Genomic DNA, 20530 nt, shown 5'->3' with positions numbered 1-20530 from the left:
AAGCTCAGACAGTTTCGTTCAGTACCAGTGCCAGCAGCGCCTGGCGTGCATAGACTCCGTTCTCCGCCTGCTGGAAGTAGCAAGCGTGGGGAGTCTTGTCGACCGCCACATCGATTTCGTCGACACGGGGCAGGGGATGCAGGATCTTCATGGTGGGCTTGGCCCCTTCCAGAGTCGCCAGCTCCAGAATGAACTTGGCGGCCATGTGCTTGTATTCGGTCTCGTCGAAGCGCTCTTTCTGGACGCGGGTCATGTAGAGGATGTCCAGCTCCGGCATCACCTCTTCCATGGTCTGGTGGACGCTGAACTGGATACCCTTCTCTTCCAGCTCTTCGCAGATGTAGTCCGGCATCGCCAGTGCTTCCGGGGAGATGAAGAAGAAGCGGCAGTTGAACAGACTGAGGGCCTGGGCCAGCGAGTGCACGGTGCGGCCATATTTCAGGTCACCGACGAAGGCGACGTTGAGGTTGTCCAGACGACCCTGGGTCTCATGGATGGTGAACAGGTCGAGCAGGGTCTGGCTCGGATGCTGGTTGGAGCCGTCGCCGCCGTTGATGACCGGCACGCGGGAGAACTCGGAGGCCAGACGGGCTGCGCCCTCTTTCGGGTGGCGCATCACCACCGCATCCGAGTAGGAACCGATGATCTTGATGGAGTCAGCCAGCGTCTCGCCCTTCTTGGCGCTGGTGTTACCACCGTCGGCGAAGCCGATGATGTTGCCGCCAAGGCGCTGTACCGCGGTCTCGAAAGAGAGGCGGGTGCGGGTGGAGGCTTCGAAGAAGCAGCTGGCAACCAGCTTGTCTTTCAACAGGCTGGTGTCAGGTTCAGCCTTCAACCGTTGTGCGGTTGAGACTACCAGTTCCATTTCTGACCGGGTCAGGTCCGAAATGGAGATGACATGTTTCTTATAGAGTGGATTGGTCATCGTCTGCATTCCCTTTGACATCATTGGAGGTTTTTCGGGCACAAAAAAAAGCCCCTGAAACAGGGGCTTTTTTTAAAAATAACTGGGGATCGTTGGGGTGGGAACCGGAAACAACGGGGCCGCTCTGGTGCGCACCACCCGTCTGCAAGGCTGTTTTCTGAATCAAAAACTGCATCGTTTCGTCCCGACCTTTTTCAAAACCGGACAGATTATAGGGCCGCTTTTTTAATTGTCAAAATTTTATTTCCGATGCCAATTTCAGCATGAAAAACGTTTAAGTGGCGGAAACATGACGACAAATCCACACTCTATGCGTCTCTTGCAGCGATTCCCCATCGCGGGCCATGGCGCGCAAATAACCGAGTCTGTGGTGCCCTTCCAGCAGGCAGTAGGGGCGGGGCAGGGGATGGCCGTTCGGGTAGCTTGCTCCCTCCTCCGGCGCCAGTACGATGACAGGTTCCGGCCAGGTGCCTTCGTTCAGCATCTTCTCGCCGAGCCAGGAGCGGCGGACATAGCGGTTGCTGCGCAGCATCTCGCCCCAGCGCTCGATCACCTCCATATGGCGGGAGTCCACCTGATCCACCAGTTGCGCGGTGGGCCAGCTTTCACAGGTGAACTGATGGCTGGCGAGATCGATAAAGCTCCAGTTGGACTCAAAACCGCGCCAATGGCGGTAAATCCACTGGGAAAGCACATTTTCAGGAATAAAGGGCACCAGTGGCGCGACCCGTTCAAGATAGGCTGGCAGGGACTCTGTTTTGCGTTCATCCCTGAAATTGAGGGGCGCCAGTTGTTGGAGCAGTCGGTAATTGAGCATAAGTGGCCTCCCGGTACCTGATTTCACCCTACCCCCATTTATGTCCCATTCCTACCCCGGCAGGGCTGCAAATACAGCAAGTTATCCCGCTTTGCTGCACAAACAACCGCGACTTGTTCGGGATTTGTGCAATCGCATCGAAAGCGTAAAAAAAGCCTTTACCTTTGATCTCCACTTTGTATACTACGCCTCGTTTGTTGCAGGGGCGTAGTTCCAATTGGTAGAACAGCGGTCTCCAAAACCGATGGTTGCGGGTTCGAGTCCTGCCGCCCCTGCCATTTAATTCAAGAAAAGCCAGCTCATTGAGCTGGCTTTTCGCTTTCTGGCGTTTGCCACTCTCCCCGTTAGCTCTCTTTCTTGCCGTTTGCCTCTGCCACATCTGTCAATTGAGGCCTCTCTACCCCTGTGCTACACCTTGCTTCTTGTCAGATGGTGCCCTGTTGCCCGGCGTCTGTACTGCATCCGGTTGGCCTGAGGCGCTTCAATCCAAGGAGATAGATCGATGAACAAAGCGGTGGAGACTCGTCACAATCACACCCACGCTGGCGGCTGGGTACCCCGGGATCAGGTGCATGTGGAGCGCTGGGTGCAGCGGTTGCGGCAGGCGGTTACCCGTCAGCCCCGCCCGCTGGTGGCACCGATCGCCGAGCTGAAGGCGCTGGTCGAGCAGGAGCCGGCGCTGCATCTGCAGGCGCAGGCGATGTTTGACGAGGCGTGGCAGCACAAGCACAGAACCCCGCTCGGTCAGGTCGAGGTGCGCAGCTTCGAAGAGTTTCTGCTGCTGCTCAACGGCATCATGACCACGGCGCCAGAAGCCTATCAGGATGTGCAGAGCCACGAGCCGGCGGGGCTCATCGGCTTCCCCATCAATGCCCTGCTCAACTGGCCCATAGCGACGGTTGCCGGTTACGGCTTCTTTGCCAACGAGCTGGTGAACCAGCAGCTGCGCAAGATCCTCGGCTACTGGGCCAATTTCCTGCAAAGTCCGGCCTCCCGCTATGTGCTGACCGAGTCGGTCAGTCCGCTCGATCGCCAGACCCTGATCGTCCCCTGGCTGGGTGACGTGGCGAAACGGGAGATGGTCAAGGTGGCGCAGGGGGCGCTCGGTGCCGGAGACAACCCCACACCGGACAGCTTCGAGGGGATCTTCCACTCCACCCCGGGGGCCGAATATGAAGGGTTTGCCAGCTGGGACGACTTCTTCACCCGCCGCTTTCGCCCCGGCGTGCGGCCGGTAGCTGCCCCCGACGATGACAACGTGATCGCCAACGCCTGCGAATCGGCCCCGCTGCAGGTGGCCAAAAGAGTGCGCCGGCAGGACTCCTTCTGGCTCAAGGGGCAGCCCTACTCGCTGGACAACCTGCTCGACTTCGACCCGCGCGCCGCCCAGTTCGAGGGGGGCACCATCTATCAGGCCTTCCTCAGCGCTCTCAGCTATCACCGCTGGCACAGCCCAGTGAGCGGTACGGTGCGCTCGGTCAAGGTGGTCAACGGCAGCTACTACCTGGCCAACCGTCATCAGGGTTTTGGCAACCTCGATGGCGCCGACCCGAGCGCCCCCAACCAGTCGCAACCCTTCCTCACTGCGGTGGCGACCCGCGCCCTGATCTTTATCGAGGCGGACAACCCCAAAATCGGTCTGATGTGCGTGGTGCCGGTCGGGATGGCCGAAGTGTCGAGCTGCGAGGTGACGGTGCAGCCGGGGCAGCGGATCGAGAAGGGTGAGCAGCTGGGGATGTTCCACTTCGGTGGCTCCACCCACTGCCTGCTGTTCCGTCCCGGGGTTGAGCTGGAGTTCGATTTCTATGGCCAGCAGCCGGGGCTGGAGGCGACCAACCTCAGGATCAATACGGCGCTGGCGCGGGTTAAATAACCCTGCCGCCGGACAGTAAAAGGCCGCCCTTGAGGCGGCCTTGTTGTTTGTGCATCAGCTGGCGCCGACCTGCGTCTTGAGGGTTTTCACCAACCGCTGGTGGCGGGCGGGGAGCGGCCACTCGGCGCGGTAGATCAGCCAGAGGGTGTCGATCACTTCAATGCTGCTCTGGATCACCCGGATCTTCTCCTGCTGGGCAAAGGCGGTGACGGCGAAGCGGGGCAGTACGGTAAAGCCAAGGCCACGGGCGACCGGCTCCAGGATCAGGCCGATCTGGTTGGTAAAGCCGCGCAGGGGGATCTCGTCAACGCGCTGGCCGGGGTAGCGTCGTCCCAACAGGCGTTGTGCCATGCTGCGGCCATCCGGGTGGTCGATAAAGCCGAGCTGACAGAGGTGCTGCCAGCTCGGCTCCTTGCCGTCGTTGGGTACCACCAGACAGAGGGGTTCGCGGGCGAAGGGCTCGGCGGCGATGCTGGGGTGCTCCGGCGGTTGATCCACCAGTCCCAGATCGCTGCGCCCTGCCAGTATCGCCTGCACTATGTCGGGGGTGGGGGCAAAGCGGTGCTGGATGGTGAGTCCGGGGTGCTCCTGTTGCTGGTCGAGCAGCAGGGGATAGAGCAGCAGACCAATGCTGCCCGGGGTGGTGAGGGTGATGGCGCCGCGGTGAGGGTCATCGTCAGAGAGGCGTGCCCGCAACTGCTCGGCTGCCTGCGCCTGCTGGCGGGCGAAGTCGAGCACCACCAGCCCGCGCGGAGTGAGCTCCAGCTGACGAGGCTTGCGCAGCAGCAGGGGGCCAAATTCGGCCTCGAGGCGCGAGATATGCTGACTGACGGCGGCCTGGGTGAGATCCAGCCGCTCGGCGGCACGGGTAAAACTGCCGGTTTCATGCACCACCACCAGGGTGTGGAGCCAGAGCGGATTAACCATAAATTTAATTTATGCCTTCCATTAGTTTGACCTTATTTTTCATTATGTCGCCCCTTCCTATCATGTCACCTGTTTCCCACACACAATTTCAAGGTGACGTATGACCTATCCACGCAACTTCTCCCACATCGGCATCACGGTGACTGACCTCGACAAAGCGGTCGAGTTCTATACCAAGGTGATGGGCTGGTATCTCATCATGCCGGCGACCACCATCAGCGAGGATGACTCTGCCATCGGCGTGATGTGTAACGACGTGTTTGGCCCGGGTTGGGGCTCCTTCCGCATCGCCCACCTCTCCACCGGCGACAAGATCGGCATCGAGCTGTTCGAGTTCCCCAACAGCGAGCGCCGTGAGAACAACTTCGAATTCTGGAAGACCGGGGTGTTCCACTTCAGCGTGCAGGATCCGGATGTCGAGGGGCTGGCGGCGCGCATCGTCGCGGCGGGCGGCAAGCAGCGGATGCCGGTGCGCGAGTACTACCCGGGCGAGAAGCCCTACCGCATGGTTTACATGGAAGATCCCTTCGGCAATATCGTCGAGATCTACAGCCACAGCTATGAGCTGACCTACTCCGCCGGTGCATATCAGGGGTAAGTGACAGGCCGCCTTCGGGCGGCCTGTCACTTTGTTGTTACAAGAGTCAGTAGCATGGAATAGCGATCTAGTTCACACGAATAGCGCGTTCTGTTGTTGATAGATGGGAAAATATACAGATTCACTAAAGTCTGTTCATATTGCGGCCGATAGCCTTTGATACATCAGGGTTTTCCCTGCCTGACACAACAACAAGGATTCGTCGTCATGACCCTCTCTCTGCGCGGCAAGCTGCTGGCCACCAGTCTTGGCGTAGTGCTGCTGATGGCATCACTGCTCGGCATCGTTGCCTTTCACACCCTAAAATCCCGCACCGTGAGCGCCATCCAGAGCGAGGCGGTCAACTATGGCCACGCCTACTCGGTCGCCATCGGCGAATGGATGACGGATCGCAAGAACACTGTCCATGCGCTGGTCAACCTGATCAGCGATAACCCCCAAGCCGAGCTGGTGCCGCACCTGAAGCAGGCCTACACCTCGGGCGGCTTCGGCCTCACCTATTTTGGCTCCGCGCAGGGGGTGATGACCCGGCAGGATCCCTCCCTCAATACCGGCAACTATGACCCGCGCGAGCGCCCCTGGTATCAGGATGCGGTGAAGGCGGGGCAGCTGATCGTCACCGCCCCCTATGTCAGCGTCACCATGCAGAAGCTGGTGGTCACCCTCTCCGAGCCGGTACGCCATCAGGGCGAGCTGGTCGGTGCCGTAGGGGCCAACCTGGCGCTCGACAAGCTGATCGACGAAGTACTGGCGATGAAGGTGCAGGGTGAAGGCTATGCCATGCTGCTCGATAGCAGTGGCCTCATCGTCGGCCATCCGCAGAAGGATTTGGCGCTCAAACCCATCGCCGAGCTGGCGCCGGGACTCTCTGCCGCCACCTTCCAGCAGTGGGGCCGCGAAAACAGCGAGCTGCACGCCGCCACCCTCGACGGGCGGGATGTGCTGCTGGCAGTACAACCGGTACCGGGCACCGACTGGCTGCTGGCCATGGTGATGTATCGCGATGTGCTGGAGGCGCCGCTCAGCAGCCTGCTGTGGGAGCTGGTGGGGCTGACCTTGGTGCTGATGCTGGTGTTCAGTGCCCTGCTCACCGCCACCTTCAAATACCTGTTCGCCGATCTCGGTCGGGTCGCGCACGCCCTGCACGACATTGCCCACGGCGAGGGGGATCTCACCGTTCACATCAACACCCATAGCAAGGATGAGGTGGGTCAGCTGGCCCAAAACTTCAACCAGTTCGTGGCGCGGCTGCATGGTATCGTCAGCCGGTTGCGGGATGTGACCGTCGAGCTGGCGGCCCAGTCCCGTGCCCAGGCGGCCGGGGCGCAGGCTCGCAGTCAGCGGGTGCGCCAGCAGCAGGACGAGATCGTGATGGTGGCGACCGCGGTGACCGAGATGGCTTCCGCCACTCAGGAGATCGCCGGTAACGCCGAGTTTGCCGCCACCACCGCCACCGATGCGGTTGCACTGGCAGTCGCCGGTCAATCCCAGGTTGGCCAGAGTCAGCGCAGCATTACCGGTCTGGCGGACGAAGTGGCCGATGCCAGCCAGATCATCAATGAGCTCGACAGCCATGCCCAGAAGATCAGCGGCATTCTGGCGACCATCAGCGGCATCGCCGAGCAGACCAACCTGCTAGCGCTCAACGCGGCCATCGAGGCGGCGCGGGCTGGTGAGCAGGGACGCGGCTTCGCGGTAGTCGCGGACGAGGTGCGGGTGCTGTCACGCCGCACCCACGACTCCACCGACGAAATCCAGCAGATGATCGAGACCCTGCAGCAGACTACCCGTCGCGCCGTGGGTGGCATGGAGACCAGCCGTCAGCTGGCGGGTACCAGCGTCGAGGATGCGGAAGCGGCCAACCAGAGCCTTGCCCGGATCAACGAGGCGATCGGCTCTATCAGCGACATGGCGACCCAGATCGCCGCCGCGGCCGAGGAGCAGACTTCGGTGACCGGCGAGATCAGCCGCAATACCGAAAATATCCGCCACGTCTCGCAAGAGCTGGCCGAGCAGGCGGGCAACGAGGCGGCGCAGGCGGCCGAACTCAAGTCGCTGACCGAGCGGCTGGAGCAGGAGATCGGCCGCTTCCGGCTTTAACATCCCGCCACGCCAGCAACAGAAAGGGCAGCCCGCGGGCTGCCCTTTGCTATTTTACGACTGGCTTAAGGGGTCTGTTTGACCCAAATCAGCTGGTCGGTGGAAAAGCCCAGCGACTTCGCTTTGGCGACCAGCGCATCCACCTTCGCCTTGGGCGGGTTGGGTGAGCGGGAGAGGATCCAGAGGTAGTCGTGGTTGTAGCTGGTCACCAGCGAGAGCTGGTAATCGGGGTCGAGGTCGATGACGTTGTAGCCGCCGTAGAAGGGGCCGAAGAAGCTCACCTTGAGCCGTGCCTCGTCCGGGCTGCCGACGAAGTAGGCCTTGCCCTCGGCTTCGCGCCAGCTGCCATCGCTCTGCTTGCCGCGGTTGAGCACCTTGACGCCGCCATCGTCCCGCAGGCTGTAGGTGGCGCTCACCTGCTCTAGCCCCCGCTCGAAGCTGTGGTCGAGGCGGGCGATTTCGTACCAGGTACCGAGATAACGATCGAGCTGGAAGCCGGTAACGGGGCGGATGCCATCGGCAATCCCGGTACAGGCTGTCAGCAGCAAAGCGGTGAACAGGCAAAGCAGTGAACGCATAAGTAATCCTTCTCTTGTTATCCCTCGATGATGCGCAGCTGGCCATCCCGGAAGCGGGAGGCCTGATCCGTCGGCGTGCTGCCGAAGAAGCGCTTGTACTCCCGACTGAACTGGGAGTTGCTCTCGTAACCGACTCTGGCCGCCGCGGTGCCCGCCTTGATGCCGTCGTGCAGCATCATCATTCGCGCCTTGTGCAGGCGAAACGACTTGATGTACTGCAGCGGCGAGGTGGCAGTGACCGCCTTGAAGTGGTGGTGAAAGGCGGAGACGCTCATGTTCACCTCCCGCGCCAGCTCCTCCATGGTGAGGTTGTCGGCATAACGGGACTCTATCATACGCAGCACCCGGGCGATCTGGCCCACATGGTTGTGGCGATTGGCGAGCGCTTGCAGCGCCGGGCCGCCCCCCTCGGTGAGGGCGTGGAACAGCATCTCCCGCACCGTCTGCGGCCCCAGCACCCTGGCGTGCAGCGGGTTGTCCATCAGCTCGATCAGTCGCTCGGCGGCGCAAAACATGGTTTCCGACAGGGGGACCGAGTGGACGCCGCTCTTTTGCGGCGCGGGGGCGGGCAGGGCATCGCCCAGCTCCAGCAGCAGCTCTTGCAGGGTGACCAGATCGATCTCGATGGTAAAACCGATAAGCGGCTGCTCAGGGGAGGCGAAGCACTCGCACTCGCAGGGGAGCGGCAGGGTCATCAGCAGATAGTGGTTGGGGTCGTAGCGAAACACCTGATCCGCCAGATAACCCACCTTGTGTCCCTGCAGGATAACGATCATCCGCGGTTGGTAGAGCACCGGGGTGCGGCCATGATGCTCGGTGGTATAGATGAGGTTGACCTGTTTCACCGGTGATGGGGTGATGCCGGGGGCGGTGACGTGGCGGGTCAATCTGGCGGCGAGGTCGCTGTAACGGTTTTGCATGGGCACTCTTTGATTCGACAGTTCCGGTTTTCGCTGCTTTGTAGAAATAGGCAAGAATCAAGCAGGATGTTGTCTTGATGGTAGGGTGGTTCTGGAGAAAAATGCAATCACGATTTCGCGGCCTGGCCGCCCTGACTATCAGAAGAAGGCAATGTCGATGAACAACTTTACTCTCCATACCCCGACCAAGATCCTGTTCGGCCAAGGGCAGATCGCCCAGCTGCGCGAGCAGCTTCCGAGCGATGCCCGCGTCTTGATCACCTACGGTGGCGGCAGCGTGGTACGCAGCGGCCTGCTGGAACAGATCCGCAACGAGCTGGCTGGCATGACCCTGTTTGAATTTGGCGGCATCGAGCCGAACCCGGCCTACGAGACCCTGATGGGCGCCGTGGAGCTGGCCCGTGCCGAGCGGGTCGATTTCCTGCTCGCCGTTGGCGGCGGCTCGGTGCTCGATGGCACCAAGTTTATCGCTGCTGCCGCGCACTACGATCTGGCCAAGGATCCCTGGCACATTCTCGAGACCGTCGGCAGCGAAGTGCGTTCCGCCATCCCGCTCGGTTCCGTGCTGACCCTGCCGGCGACCGGTTCCGAAATGAACATGGGCGCCGTCATCACCCGTCGCAGCAGTGGCGACAAGGTGCACTTCTTCTCGCCGTTCGTGATGCCGCGCTTCGCCGTGCTGGATCCTGTGCTGACCTACACCCTGCCCGAGCGTCAGGTGGCGAACGGGGTGGTGGATGCTTTCGTCCACATCGTGGAGCAGTACCTCACCTATCCGGTCAATGCCAAGGTGCAGGATCGCTTCGCCGAAGGTTTGCTGCTGACCTTGATCGAAGAGGGCCCCAAGGCTCTGGCCGAGCCGCACAACTACGAGGTGCGCGCCAACATCATGTGGAGCGCCACCATGGCGTTGAACGGCCTGATTGGTGCCGGTGTACCACAGGACTGGGCCACCCACATGCTGGGTCACGAGCTGACTGCCCTGCACGGCCTCGACCACGCCCAGACTCTGGCGGTGGTGCTGCCCGCCCTGCTGCAGGCCAAGCGCAAACAGAAGCATGCCAAGCTGCTGCAATACGCAGAGCGGGTGTGGGGTCTGAGCAGCGGCAGCGAAGCGGAGCGCATCGACGATGCCATCGCCGCTACCCGCGACTTCTTCGAGCGGATGGGGGTCAAGACCCGACTGCGCGACTGCGGTCTGAAAGATCTGGGTATCGACACCCTGATTGGCAAGCTGGGGGAGCACGGTATGACTGCCATCGGCGAGCACGGCGACATCGATCTGGTGCAGAGCCAGCATATTTATGAAGCGGCCTGGTAAGGGCCGTCAATCGGTGCCAAACGGGCGAAACGATTGAATTGCCGGGGCCCTCTCCCGCCTTCTGGTGGCTGAGCGGCCCCGCTTTTGTTGGGAAAATGTTACTTTTCGGCGTTTTGCTGCGAGAAGTGAGACGAAAGCGGATTTCGTAAGAACAAAAAACGCTAAGATAGAGGGCCGGTAAAACATTTTTTTTGACTGGTTGGATCACTTTTTTCAGCCGTTTTTACTGGTATAAGTCTCTAATTTGGTTTGTTTTTTTTAATCGTAGCCAGGGATGGGCTGAATTCTGTACGAGTGCCGTCGGGACTGCGGTTGTAATAAAACTCCAAAATTTGATACTAATCACCTTCGCGCCTGAAAAGCGGGGGCCTGACCATGACAGGAGGTTGAGGTAAAGCCTACTGATTTTCATAACAAAGAGCCCTGGACCTGCACTTTGGTCATGTTTTGTTTCGTCAGAAGTGAGACACTGGGCAGCGATTGTTTATTAACCATCAGGGAATAGTCATGCAGATTGGAATACCGAGAGAGAGTCTCGCCGGTGAGACCCGGGTCGCAGCGACCCCGGCTACCGTCGAGCAGCTGAAAAAGCTCGGCTTCGAGGTCGCCATCGAGACCGGCGCAGGCCTGTCGGCCAGCTTCGATGATGCCGCCTTCGAGGCTGCCGGTGCCAGCGTGGTGCCGAATGTCTGGCAAGCCGACCTTATCTTCAAGGTCAATGCGCCGACCGATGCCGAGATCGCACAAATTAAAGATGGCGCCACTCTGGTGAGCTTCATTTGGCCTGCCCAGAACCCTGAGCTGGTCAAGAAGCTGTCCGAGCGCAACATCAATGTGATGGCGATGGATATGGTGCCGCGGATCTCCCGTGCCCAGTCCCTCGATGCCCTCTCCTCCATGGCCAACATCGGTGGCTATCGCGCCGTGGTTGAAGCTGCGCACCAGTTCGGTCGCTTCTTCACCGGTCAAATCACCGCAGCCGGTAAAGTGCCGCCTGCCAAGGTACTGGTGATCGGTGCCGGTGTAGCCGGTCTGGCCGCCATCGGTACGGCCGGTTCCCTCGGCGCCATCGTGCGTGCATTCGACACCCGTCTGGAAGTGGCCGAGCAGATCGAATCCATGGGTGGGGAATTCCTCAAGCTGGACTTCGGTGGCGAAGACGGTGCATCCAGCGATGGTTACGCCAAAGTCATGTCCGATGAGTTCATCAAGGCCGAGATGGAGCTGTTCGCCCAGCAGGCCAAAGAGGTGGATATCATCATCACCACCGCCCTGATCCCGGGCAAGCCGGCTCCCAAGCTGATCACCAAAGAGATGGTCGACAGCATGAAGCCGGGCTCCGTCATCGTGGACATGGCCGCTCAGGCTGGCGGCAACTGTGAAGACACAGTGCCGGGTGAGCTGCATGTCACCGACAACGGCGTCAAGGTGATTGGTTACACCGATCTGCCGGGTCGTCTGCCTGCCCAATCCTCTCAGCTCTACGGTACCAACCTGGTCAACCTGATGAAGCTGATGTGCAAGGAGAAGGACGGCAACGTCGCTATCGACTTCGAAGACGTGGTTCAGCGCAACATGACGGTGATCCAGGCCGGTGAAGTGACCTTCCCGCCGCCCGCCATCTCCGTCTCAGCTGCCCCGCAGAAACCGGCCGCCGCCAAACCGGCCGCCAAGAAGGAAGAGGCCAAGCCCTCCAACAAGAAGTTCGTGTTCGGTGCCCTCGGCATCGCCGCCTTCGGCTGGATCGCCTCCGTTGCCCCGGCAGCCTTCCTCTCCCACTTCACCGTATTCATCCTGGCCTGTGTGGTCGGTTACTACGTGGTGTGGAACGTCTCTCACGCCCTGCACACGCCGCTGATGTCGGTCACCAATGCCATCTCCGGCATTATCGTGGTCGGTGCCCTGCTGCAGATCGGGCAAGGGTCGACCCTGGTCACCGCGCTGGCGTTCATCGCCGTGCTGATTGCCAGTATCAACATCTTCGGCGGCTTCACCGTCACTCAGCGCATGCTGAAGATGTTCCGTAAGGATTAAGGGGGTTTAACGTGTCTCAAGGACTGGTAACAGCATCCTATATCGTTGCCGCCGTGCTCTTCATCCTCAGTCTCGCGGGACTGTCGAAGCAAGAGACGGCCAAACATGGCAACCTGTTCGGTATCGCGGGTATGGCTATCGCCCTGCTCGCCACCGTATTCAACCCGGAGACCAGTGGTGTTCACTGGATCATCCTGGCCATGGTGATCGGCGGTGCCATCGGCGTGCGTCTGGCACTCAAGGTCGAGATGACCGAGATGCCCGAGCTGGTGGCCGTGCTGCACAGCTTCGTGGGTATGGCAGCGGTGCTGGTGGGCTTCAACAGCTTCATCGATCTGCACCCCTCTGCCCCTGCTGAGGTGGTTGTCTCCGTCGGTTCCAACCTGGATGCCACCCTGGCAGCCGCCCGTGCGGCGTTCGAGCAGGCCAACAGCGTTGCCCAGGTCGAGCACCTGACCGGCGCCATGCTGAACATCCACCTGGTCGAGATCTTCCTGGGCGTCTTCATTGGTGCCGTAACCTTTACCGGTTCCGTGGTTGCCTTCGGCAAACTGCGCGGTCTCATCTCCTCCAAGCCGCTGATGCTGCCGCACCGCCACAAGCTGAACCTGCTGGCCGTGGTCGCCTCGCTGGCGCTGATGGTCTACTTCGTCAACGCGGGCGGCTCTACCTTCGCCCTGCTGGTGATGACCCTGATCGCCTTCGCCTTCGGCTGGCATCTGGTTGCCTCCATCGGTGGCGCCGACATGCCGGTGGTAGTTTCCATGCTGAACTCCTACTCCGGTTGGGCGGCGGCAGCGGCGGGCTTCATGCTCTCCAACGACCTGCTGATCGTCACCGGTGCTCTGGTGGGCTCCTCCGGTGCGATCCTCTCTTACATCATGTGCAAGGCGATGAACCGCTCCTTCATCTCCGTGATCGCCGGTGGCTTCGGCTCCGACGGCGTAGCCTCCACGGCTGAGCAGGAGATGGGCGAATACCGCGAAACCAGCGCCGAGGAAGTGGCTGACCTGCTGAAGAACTCCAGCTCCGTCATCATCACCCCGGGCTACGGCATGGCGGTGGCGCAGGCCCAGTATCCGGTGGCTGAAATCACCCAGAAGCTGCGTGATCGCGGCGTCAAGGTGCGCTTCGGTATCCACCCGGTTGCCGGTCGTCTGCCTGGCCACATGAACGTGCTGCTGGCGGAAGCGAAAGTACCGTATGACATCGTGCTGGAAATGGACGAGATCAACGACGACTTCGCCGATACCGACACCGTGCTGGTGATCGGTGCCAACGACACCGTCAACCCGGCCGCGATGGAAGATCCGGGCAGCCCGATCGCCGGTATGCCGGTGCTGGAAGTGTGGAAAGCGCAGAACGTCATCGGCTTCAAGCGCTCCATGAACACTGGCTACGCCGGTGTCCAGAACCCGCTGTTCTTCAAGGAAAATACCCAGATGCTGTTTGGCGATGCCAAGGCCAGCGTCGAGGCAATCCTGAAAGCACTGTAAGTGCCATTCAGAGAGTGGATCTCAAGGAGGCTTCGGCCTCCTTTTTTATTGTTCATCCCTTGTATATCCTCAATCCATACGGACCATGAGGGATCTCCATGATGTGGTGTCAGGGTTGGCGAAGGATCGGGTTGTACGGCTGGCTGCTGGCCTCCCTGTTTGGTGCTGGTTCGGCCGTGGCGACGAACGAGCCGCCGACTCTGACGCTGCTGACCGAGCTGTGGCCCCCTTATGTGATGCGTGGTGACAATGGCGAGCTGGCCGGCGCCGATCTCGATCTGGCCTGTACCGTGTTGCGCCAGATGGGTTATCGCACTGAAATCAGGGTGCTGCCCTGGAAGCGGGTTCTGCAGCAGGCCCGTCTCAGGCAGGGGGATGCGGTGCTTGATGTCTTCTTTGAACCTTCCCGCCAGCACTGGCTCCACTACCCCGAAGAGCCGCTCTCTTACAGCGGCGAAGTGCTCTTCTATCCGACGGCTCGTCCGGTAGATTTCAGGCAGCTCTCCGACCTCAAGGGTCTGCGGATAGGTATTCAGGAAGATTATGCCTACAGCCCCGATTTTCTGACCGATCCCGGCGTTATCCGGATGCCGATGACGGGGGAGGGGAATGCCATCAAACAACTGCATCTGATGATGGCCGGTCGGTTGGATGGGGTGGTGCTCAACGAGCGGGTCGGTCGCTACTTGCTGCATACCCAGGGGTTGCAGGAGCAGGTGAACCACGGCTCGCGCCTGCTGACCGACGACAACCGCAACTTCCTCGCGTTTACCCACAAGCCCGGCCACGACCAGTTGGCTATCCGCTTCTCCTCTGCCCTCAAGGCGTTCAAACAGACCCCCGCCTACAAGCAGCTGCTGGCTCGCTATCACCTCTGAGTTGCCGCCCGGCTGTGCGCCGCTTCACAATTTGTCGCACTTTGTTAAAAGGTGGGCATAATGGCGAGCAAAAAGGGGATGCCGCTCAACATTAGTTGATCTTGTTGATAGTAGAATCAACTGCGGTTTACTCAAAGTTACTCATATATGTCCACAGCAGCCACCACTGACCAGATCAATTCGTTAACGGATGAAGAACGTCATCTGATCGCCAGTTTCGAGCCCGCGGTCGAGGCGCTGGCCGCGCTGTTTGGCGCAGGGTGCGAGGTGGTGCTGCATGCGTTCGATACGCTGGATGCATCGGTTATCAAGATTGCCAACGGCCATGTCACCGGTCGTCGGGAGGGGGCGCCGGTCACCGACTTTGCCCTCAACCGCTTGCAGGGGGAGGCGGGCAGCCAGTGGAGCAGCTACTTCAGCCGTACCCGCGACGGGACGCTGCTGAAGTCCTCCTCCATCACTATCAGCAACCGGCAGGGCAAGCCCATCGGCATGCTCTGCGTGAACTTCAGTCTGGATACCTCCCTTGGCAGCCTGCTCGATACTTTTGCGCTGCCCGCGGCACCGGCGCCGCTCAACAACGAGACCTTTGCCAGCTCGGTGGACGATCTGGTGACTCAGGTGATTGAGAAGGTGGATCGGGACGATTCGCTCTCCTGCACGGTGCGCAACAAGGAGATAGTGACCCGGCTCTTCGACATGGGGATCTTCGAGATCAAGGAGGCGGCCCAGCTGGTTGCCCGGATGCTCGGCATCTCCCGTCATACTGTTTATCTGCATATCCGTAATCACAAAGCGGATCTGAACAAGCAATAACTGCCTGCGGGCACCCTGAACATGAGAAACACTGCGATGAAAGCACAATGGACCGACTTTATTACCCTGCTCAAGCGTGAAGTGGTGCCGGCCCTGGGCTGTACCGAGCCGATGTCGGTGGCGCTGGCGGCGGCCAACTGCCGCAAGCTGCTGGGGGAGACCCCGACCCGCATCAGCGTCTGGGTCAGTGGCAATCTGTTCAAGAACGGCATGGGGGTCGGAGTGCCGGGCACTGGCATGATCGGTCTGCCGGTGGCCGCTGCGGTCGGCATCACCGGTGGCAATCCCGATGCCGGGCTGGAGGTGCTCAAGACCCTCACACCAGAACAGGTGGACGCGGCCAAGGCGCTGCTGCCGGTGATCAAGGTGGATGTGAAGGATGTGCCGGACGTGCTCTACGCCGAGGTGCTGGCCGAAGTGGAGGGCCATAGTGCCCGGGTGGTGATCTGCACCGACCACACCCGCATCATCCTGATGGAGAAGGATGGCGAGGTGTTGATGGAGCAGGCCAGTGCCCCCGGCGTGCAGATCCAGCCAGCCAAATCCGCCAAACCGACCATGACCCTGCGGGAGATCGTCGATTTTGCATTGGAAGTGCCGCTGGCGGAGATCGACTTTATCCGCGAGGCCGCCACCATGAATCAGGCGCTGGCGGACGAAGGGTTGCAGGGTTACGGCCTGAAGATCGGCAAGATCCTCACCGAGCAGGTGGAGCGCAAGCTGCTCTCCGATGACCTGATGACGCTGGCGATGCGACTCTCCTCAGCCGCCTCCGATGCACGGATGGATGGCGCCATGCTGCCCGCCATGTCCAACTCCGGTTCTGGCAATCAGGGCATTGCCGCCACCATGCCGGTGGTCGCGGCCGCCCGCTTCCTCAAGGCGAGCGACGAGCAGCTGACCCGGGCGCTGGTGATGAGCCATCTGGTGGCCATCTACATCAAGACTTATCAGAACAAGCTGTCGGCCCTCTGCGCCGCCAGTACCGCCGCCATGGGGGCCGGTGCCGCCATCACCTGGCTGCTGGGCGGCCAGTATCAGCAGATCAGCCACTGCATCAACAACATGATTGGCGATGTCTCCGGCATCATCTGCGACGGCGCGGGCAGCGCCTGCTCCATGAAGGTCTCCACTTCCACCTCGGCGGCGGTTAAGTCTTCGCTGATGGCCATCAACAACCTGCATGTCCCCCAGAGCGAGGGGATCGTCTCCGACGATGTGGATCAGACCATCGCCAATCTGGGCCGCCTCTCCAAAGAAGGGATGCTGGATACCGACATCGAAATCATCAACATCATGCGAGCGAAACAGCAGAAGCAGTGAATCGGTGACAAGGGGGCGATAGACCCCCTTGTTCTTGTCACGACGGCGCAGACCGTCTGACACGGTTGCCAGGGCAAGCATGGCGCTTGCTCTTGTTTCTCGGGCGCAAGCCCGCTTTTTGGGGAGTCATACCATGACATTTAGCGTTATCGGCAATCTGGCCATCGCCGCCATCTTGCTGTTCTTTCTCTACCGGTTACAGGAAAAACATGTGAGCTTCACCCGCCGGGTATTTTCCGGTCTGGGGCTCGGTATTCTGTTCGGCGCCGCGTTGCAACTGCTTTACGGTGCAGGTTCGCCCGTCATTGTTCAGACCATTGACTATCTGGATATCGTGGGTAGCGGCTATGTGAAGCTGCTGCAGATGATCATCATCCCGCTGATCATGGTCTCCATCATCAGCGCTATCTTGAAGCTCAATGGTGGCACTGCGCTGGGCAAGATCAGCGCCATGACCATAGGCGTGCTGATCTTCACCACCGCCATCGCCGCCGGGGCGGGCATCCTGATGTCCAACCTGTTTGGCCTGACCGCTGAAGGGCTCACCTCCGGTGCCGCCGAAAGCGCCCGGGGCGCCGCGCTGCAGACCACCCTCGGCAGCGTCGAGAGCATGTCGTTTGCCAAGATGATTCTGGAGTTCATTCCCGCCAACCCCTTCCTAGACATGACTGGCGCGCGCAAGACCTCCACCATCGCCGTGGTGATCTTCTCCATCTTCATCGGCCTCTCTGCCACCGGCATTGCCCGCAAGAAGCCGGAGATCTTCGCCAGCTTCAGCCACTTCGTGGCTGTGGCTCATGCCATCGTGATGCGAATGGTGACTCTGGTGCTGCGCCTGACCCCGTTCGGCGTACTGGCGCTGATGACCAAGGTGGTCTCCGGTTCCAACTATGCTGACATCCTCAACCTGCTCAGCTTTGTGATGGCCTCCTACGGTGCCATCGCCATCATGTTTGTCGTGCACCTGCTGCTGGTGAGCATGGTCGGCATCAACCCGCTGCGCTTCCTCAAGAAGATCACGCCGGTGCTGGCCTTTGCCTTCACCTCGCGCACCAGTGCGGGCTCCATCCCGATGAACGTGCAGACCCAGACCAAGTCGCTGGGTATTCCTGAAGGGATCGCCAATTTCGCCGCCTCCTTCGGTTCCACCATCGGCCAGAACGGCTGCGCCGGTATCTATCCGGCCATGCTGGCCGTGATGATTGCCCCGACCGTCGGGGTCAACCCGATGGATCCCGGCTTCATCATGACCCTGATCGCCATCATTACCGTCAGCTCCTTCGGGGTGGCCGGCATTGGCGGCGGCGCCACCTTTGCCGCGCTGATCGTGCTCTCCGCGCTGGACTTCCCGGTGGCGCTGGCCGGTCTGCTCATCTCCATCGAGCCGCTGATCGACATGGGCCGTACCGCGCTCAACGTTTCCGGCTCCATCACCGCAGGGACTGTCACCAGCCGCCTGATGGGCGAGACCGACATGCATGTGTTCAACAGCGATCACGAAGTGAGTCTGGACGGCGAAGAGTCCACCGTCTGATTTGCTGTCGGTTGATCTGCCCGTGGAAAGGGGCGACTCTTTCCCGTCATAGACCGCAGGGAGGGCATGCCCTCCCTGCGCCATTGAGAGGAAAAACAATGAGAATTCTGATCATCGGTGGCGAAGCCGCCGGTATGAGTGCGGCCGCCAAGGCACGCCGACTGGCCAAAGATGCCGACATCGTGGTGTATGAGGCATCCGAGGTGATCTCTTTCGGTGCCTGCGGCCTGCCTTACTTCGTCGGTGACGAGTTTCAGGAGCCCGGTTACATGGCCGAGTTCACCCCCGAGCAGTTCGCTGCCAAGGGGATCGAGGTCAAGATTGGCCATCGGGTGCTGAGCGTCGATGCGGCTGCCCAGACTCTGGTGGTGGAGCACAACGGCGACACCTTCACCGATCGCTACGATCGGCTGATGATCGCCACCGGCGCCCGCGAAGTGATGCCCCCCATCCCCGGTTTGCAGCAGCAAGGGGTATTCGGCCTGCGTCGGATGGCCGATGGGCTGGCGCTGAAGGCGGCGGTGCAAGACAAGAACAATCGCCGCGCCGTGGTGATCGGCTCCGGCTTTATCGGGCTGGAGGTGGTCGAGGCGCTGGTGCATCAGGGTAAAGAGGTGTGTCTTATTGAGCTGGCGGATCGGGTCATCCCCGATGCATTTGATGGCGAGATTACCCAGCACATCGAAACCGAACTGCGCGAGCAGGGGGTCTCTATCCATCTGGGTGAGCGAGTTGAAGCATTGCTGGGGGATGGCCGGGTGACCGGTGTGCGAACCAGCCAGGGCGAGTACGAGGCCGATATCGTGGTGGTCTGCACCGGGGTCAAGCCCAACACCGAGTTTCTGGCCGATACCGGCATCGAGCGGCTCGGCAACGGCGCCATCAAGGTGGACCGTCAGGGACGCAGCTCGCTGGCCAACGTCTGGTCGGCCGGTGACTGTGCCAGCGTCTGGCACAGCGTGAAGCAGCAGCAGGTCTATGTGCCGCTCGCCACCATCGCCAACAAGTTGGGCCGTATGGTGGGTGAGAACCTGGCCGGGGCCGAGCAGGAGTTCCCTGGCACCCTCGGTTCTGCTGCGCTCAAGGTACTGGGGTTGGAAGCGGGCCGTACCGGTCTCTCCGAGCAGGAAGCCAAGGCGATGGGCATCGACTATCGCACCGTGGTGATCAAGGACAAGTGCCACACCAACTACTGCCCGGGCCAGTCCGACATTCACGTCAAGCTGGTCTATGAGACGGGCAGCAAGCGGCTGCTGGGTGGCCAGATCCTCGGTCGCAAGGGGGCGGTACACCGCATCGACGCGCTGGCGGTGGCCATCACCATGGGAGTGACCACCGAGCAGCTCGGCATGCTGGACTTTGCCTACGCGCCGCCCTTCTCCCGCACCTGGGATGCCCTGAACGTGGCGGGTAATGTCGCGAAGTAAGAGCTGCGATGACGGCGCTGTCACGCTGATCCTGCTCTGCAGAGCAATCTGCGGGTAACAGCTGAGGGTAAATTGCAGCGATAAAAAAACCGATGCCAAGGCATCGGTTTTTTGTTACCGGTTGATCCGTATCACTCAACCACGGCCGAGGCGGTTCTCCGGGTAGTTCTTGGCCAGCACTTCGCGGGCATGCTTGGCCAGTTGCGGCATCTTCAGGGCGTCGTAAGACTCGACCATGATCTCCAGCGCTTTCTCGGTTTCGGCTGTGTCGGGGTAGGTTTCGACAATCAGCTTGGCCCGGTTGGCGGCTGCGACCAGAGCATCACGCTTCACGTAATACTCGGCCACGCTCAGGTCATATCGGGCCAGTCGATTCTTCAGGCCAATCATGCGGGCGCGGGCATCGGCGGCATAGACGCTGTTGGGGTAGTTCTGCAACAGGGTCTTGAAATCCTGGAATGCCTGACGGGCATAAGCCGGGTCTTTGTCGTCCCGATCGATACCGAACAGGCTCTGGAAGAAATTGTAATCCGCCGCCATGTTGGTCAGGCCGCGCATATAGAAGACGTAATCGATGTTTTTATGCGCCGGATTGAGGCGGATAAAACGGTCGATATTGGCGATCGCCTGAGCGGTATCATCCTGCTTGTAGTAGGCATAGATGAGGTCAAGCTGCACCTGATTGGAGTAGGCGCCGAACGGGTAGCGAGAGTCCAAAGCCTCCAGCAATTCAGTGGCTTGCACGTAATTGCCAACGTCCAGTTTGAGGCGTGCTTTCTGGTACAGGGTCTCCGGCGGTTCGTCGGGTACCTTGGGTTTGGTGCTGGAACAGCCTGTGATCAAGGTAGCGACCAAGGCGAGCGACATCAGCAGGTGAGACTTCTTTCCCATCAACAACATCCGGTCCATTTCCACGAAATTGGCAAAGTATCCGTTATGCTTGGCTAAAAGAAAAGCTAGAAT

18 protein-coding genes and 1 tRNA gene are annotated in these 20530 nt (G+C 60.5%); 12 read left to right on the top strand and 7 right to left on the bottom strand.

Features of this window, described 5'->3' with window-relative positions; all coding sequences use genetic code 11:
• Positions 1–4: 4 nt before the first annotated feature.
• The 3 genes from pyrB to A9G06_RS13565 all read right to left on the bottom strand — a co-directional run bounded on the left by pyrB (position 5) and on the right by A9G06_RS13565 (position 1742).
• On the bottom strand, positions 5–925 hold the full coding sequence (gene pyrB, locus A9G06_RS13570) for an aspartate carbamoyltransferase (protein ID WP_005339735.1): 921 nt from the start codon (positions 923–925) through the stop codon (positions 5–7).
• Entirely contained in the window at positions 906–1100 is a 195-nt protein-coding gene (locus A9G06_RS21990; protein WP_013724188.1) for a hypothetical protein, read from the bottom strand. Before A9G06_RS21990 ends, pyrB begins: the two co-directional genes overlap by 20 nt.
• 99 nt (positions 1101–1199) lie before the next feature.
• On the bottom strand, positions 1200–1742 hold the full coding sequence (locus tag A9G06_RS13565; protein ID WP_069555574.1) for a hypothetical protein: 543 nt from the start codon (positions 1740–1742) through the stop codon (positions 1200–1202).
• A 201-nt stretch (positions 1743–1943) separates the two neighbouring features.
• Between A9G06_RS13565 and A9G06_RS13560 the strand changes: the two genes are divergently transcribed.
• Together A9G06_RS13560 and A9G06_RS13555 are read left to right on the top strand one after the other, a co-directional pair.
• Positions 1944–2020: transfer RNA gene (locus tag A9G06_RS13560), tRNA-Trp, on the top strand.
• 224 nt (positions 2021–2244) lie between these two features.
• Complete coding sequence (locus A9G06_RS13555) at positions 2245–3615, top strand: phosphatidylserine decarboxylase family protein (RefSeq protein ID WP_069555573.1); 1371 nt, start codon at positions 2245–2247, stop codon at positions 3613–3615.
• 54 nt (positions 3616–3669) lie between these two features.
• Here the strand turns inward: A9G06_RS13555 and A9G06_RS13550 are convergent, their stop codons facing one another.
• On the bottom strand, positions 3670–4542 hold the full coding sequence (locus A9G06_RS13550) for a LysR family transcriptional regulator (RefSeq protein WP_069555572.1): 873 nt from the start codon (positions 4540–4542) through the stop codon (positions 3670–3672).
• Positions 4543–4642: 100 nt separating this feature from the next.
• On the opposite strand from A9G06_RS13550, the gene A9G06_RS13545 reads away from it, so the two are divergent.
• Both A9G06_RS13545 and A9G06_RS13540 read left to right on the top strand, forming a co-directional pair.
• The gene (locus A9G06_RS13545) at positions 4643–5140 is read left to right on the top strand and encodes a lactoylglutathione lyase family protein (RefSeq protein WP_005357546.1); all 498 of its coding nucleotides are present in this window, start codon (positions 4643–4645) and stop codon (positions 5138–5140) included.
• A 207-nt stretch (positions 5141–5347) separates the two neighbouring features.
• Positions 5348–7240: a methyl-accepting chemotaxis protein gene (locus tag A9G06_RS13540; protein WP_069555571.1), complete on the top strand. Its 1893-nt coding sequence runs from the start codon at positions 5348–5350 to the stop codon at positions 7238–7240.
• A 65-nt stretch (positions 7241–7305) separates the two neighbouring features.
• Here the strand turns inward: A9G06_RS13540 and A9G06_RS13535 are convergent, their stop codons facing one another.
• Positions 7306–7818 (bottom strand): lipocalin family protein, encoded by a 513-nt coding sequence (locus A9G06_RS13535; RefSeq protein WP_069526990.1) that lies wholly within the window; start codon positions 7816–7818, stop codon positions 7306–7308.
• A 17-nt stretch (positions 7819–7835) separates the two neighbouring features.
• The gene (locus A9G06_RS13530) at positions 7836–8738 is read right to left on the bottom strand and encodes an AraC family transcriptional regulator (RefSeq protein ID WP_019446575.1); all 903 of its coding nucleotides are present in this window, start codon (positions 8736–8738) and stop codon (positions 7836–7838) included.
• Between the two features lie 157 nt (positions 8739–8895).
• On the opposite strand from A9G06_RS13530, the gene yqhD reads away from it, so the two are divergent.
• From yqhD to A9G06_RS13490, 8 genes are all read left to right on the top strand, one after another.
• Entirely contained in the window at positions 8896–10059 is a 1164-nt protein-coding gene (gene yqhD / locus A9G06_RS13525) for an alcohol dehydrogenase (protein WP_069555570.1), read from the top strand.
• A gap of 507 nt (positions 10060–10566) precedes the next feature.
• A complete protein-coding gene (gene pntA / locus A9G06_RS13520) occupies positions 10567–12093 on the top strand; it encodes a Re/Si-specific NAD(P)(+) transhydrogenase subunit alpha (protein ID WP_069555569.1) in 1527 nt (508 codons plus the stop codon).
• 11 nt (positions 12094–12104) lie between these two features.
• Positions 12105–13589, top strand: a complete 1485-nt coding sequence (gene pntB, locus A9G06_RS13515; RefSeq protein WP_069555568.1) for a Re/Si-specific NAD(P)(+) transhydrogenase subunit beta — start codon at positions 12105–12107, stop codon at positions 13587–13589.
• Positions 13590–13687: 98 nt separating this feature from the next.
• Positions 13688–14467, top strand: coding sequence for an ABC transporter substrate-binding protein (locus tag A9G06_RS13510; protein ID WP_069555567.1), 780 nt, complete (start codon positions 13688–13690; stop codon positions 14465–14467).
• 147 nt (positions 14468–14614) lie between these two features.
• Complete coding sequence (locus A9G06_RS13505) at positions 14615–15283, top strand: PAS domain-containing protein (protein WP_069555566.1); 669 nt, start codon at positions 14615–14617, stop codon at positions 15281–15283.
• 21 nt (positions 15284–15304) lie between these two features.
• Positions 15305–16606, top strand: coding sequence for a serine dehydratase subunit alpha family protein (locus tag A9G06_RS13500; protein WP_069555565.1), 1302 nt, complete (start codon positions 15305–15307; stop codon positions 16604–16606).
• Between the two features lie 133 nt (positions 16607–16739).
• The gene (locus tag A9G06_RS13495; RefSeq protein WP_069555564.1) at positions 16740–18140 is read left to right on the top strand and encodes an L-cystine transporter; all 1401 of its coding nucleotides are present in this window, start codon (positions 16740–16742) and stop codon (positions 18138–18140) included.
• A 98-nt stretch (positions 18141–18238) separates the two neighbouring features.
• On the top strand, positions 18239–19567 hold the full coding sequence (locus A9G06_RS13490) for a CoA-disulfide reductase (RefSeq protein WP_069555563.1): 1329 nt from the start codon (positions 18239–18241) through the stop codon (positions 19565–19567).
• A 135-nt stretch (positions 19568–19702) separates the two neighbouring features.
• On the opposite strand, the gene A9G06_RS13485 is transcribed toward A9G06_RS13490, so the two are convergent.
• Complete coding sequence (locus A9G06_RS13485) at positions 19703–20458, bottom strand: outer membrane protein assembly factor BamD (protein WP_019446583.1); 756 nt, start codon at positions 20456–20458, stop codon at positions 19703–19705.
• Between the last annotated feature and the right edge of the window lie 72 nt (positions 20459–20530).

The sequence above is a fragment of the Aeromonas sp. DNP9 genome (genome assembly GCF_001728955.1).
Classification (GTDB): Bacteria; Pseudomonadota; Gammaproteobacteria; order Enterobacterales; family Aeromonadaceae; genus Aeromonas; species Aeromonas veronii.
The sequence above is the reverse complement of the archived record's forward strand: the minus strand, read 5'-3'. Positions and strand labels throughout refer to the sequence as shown.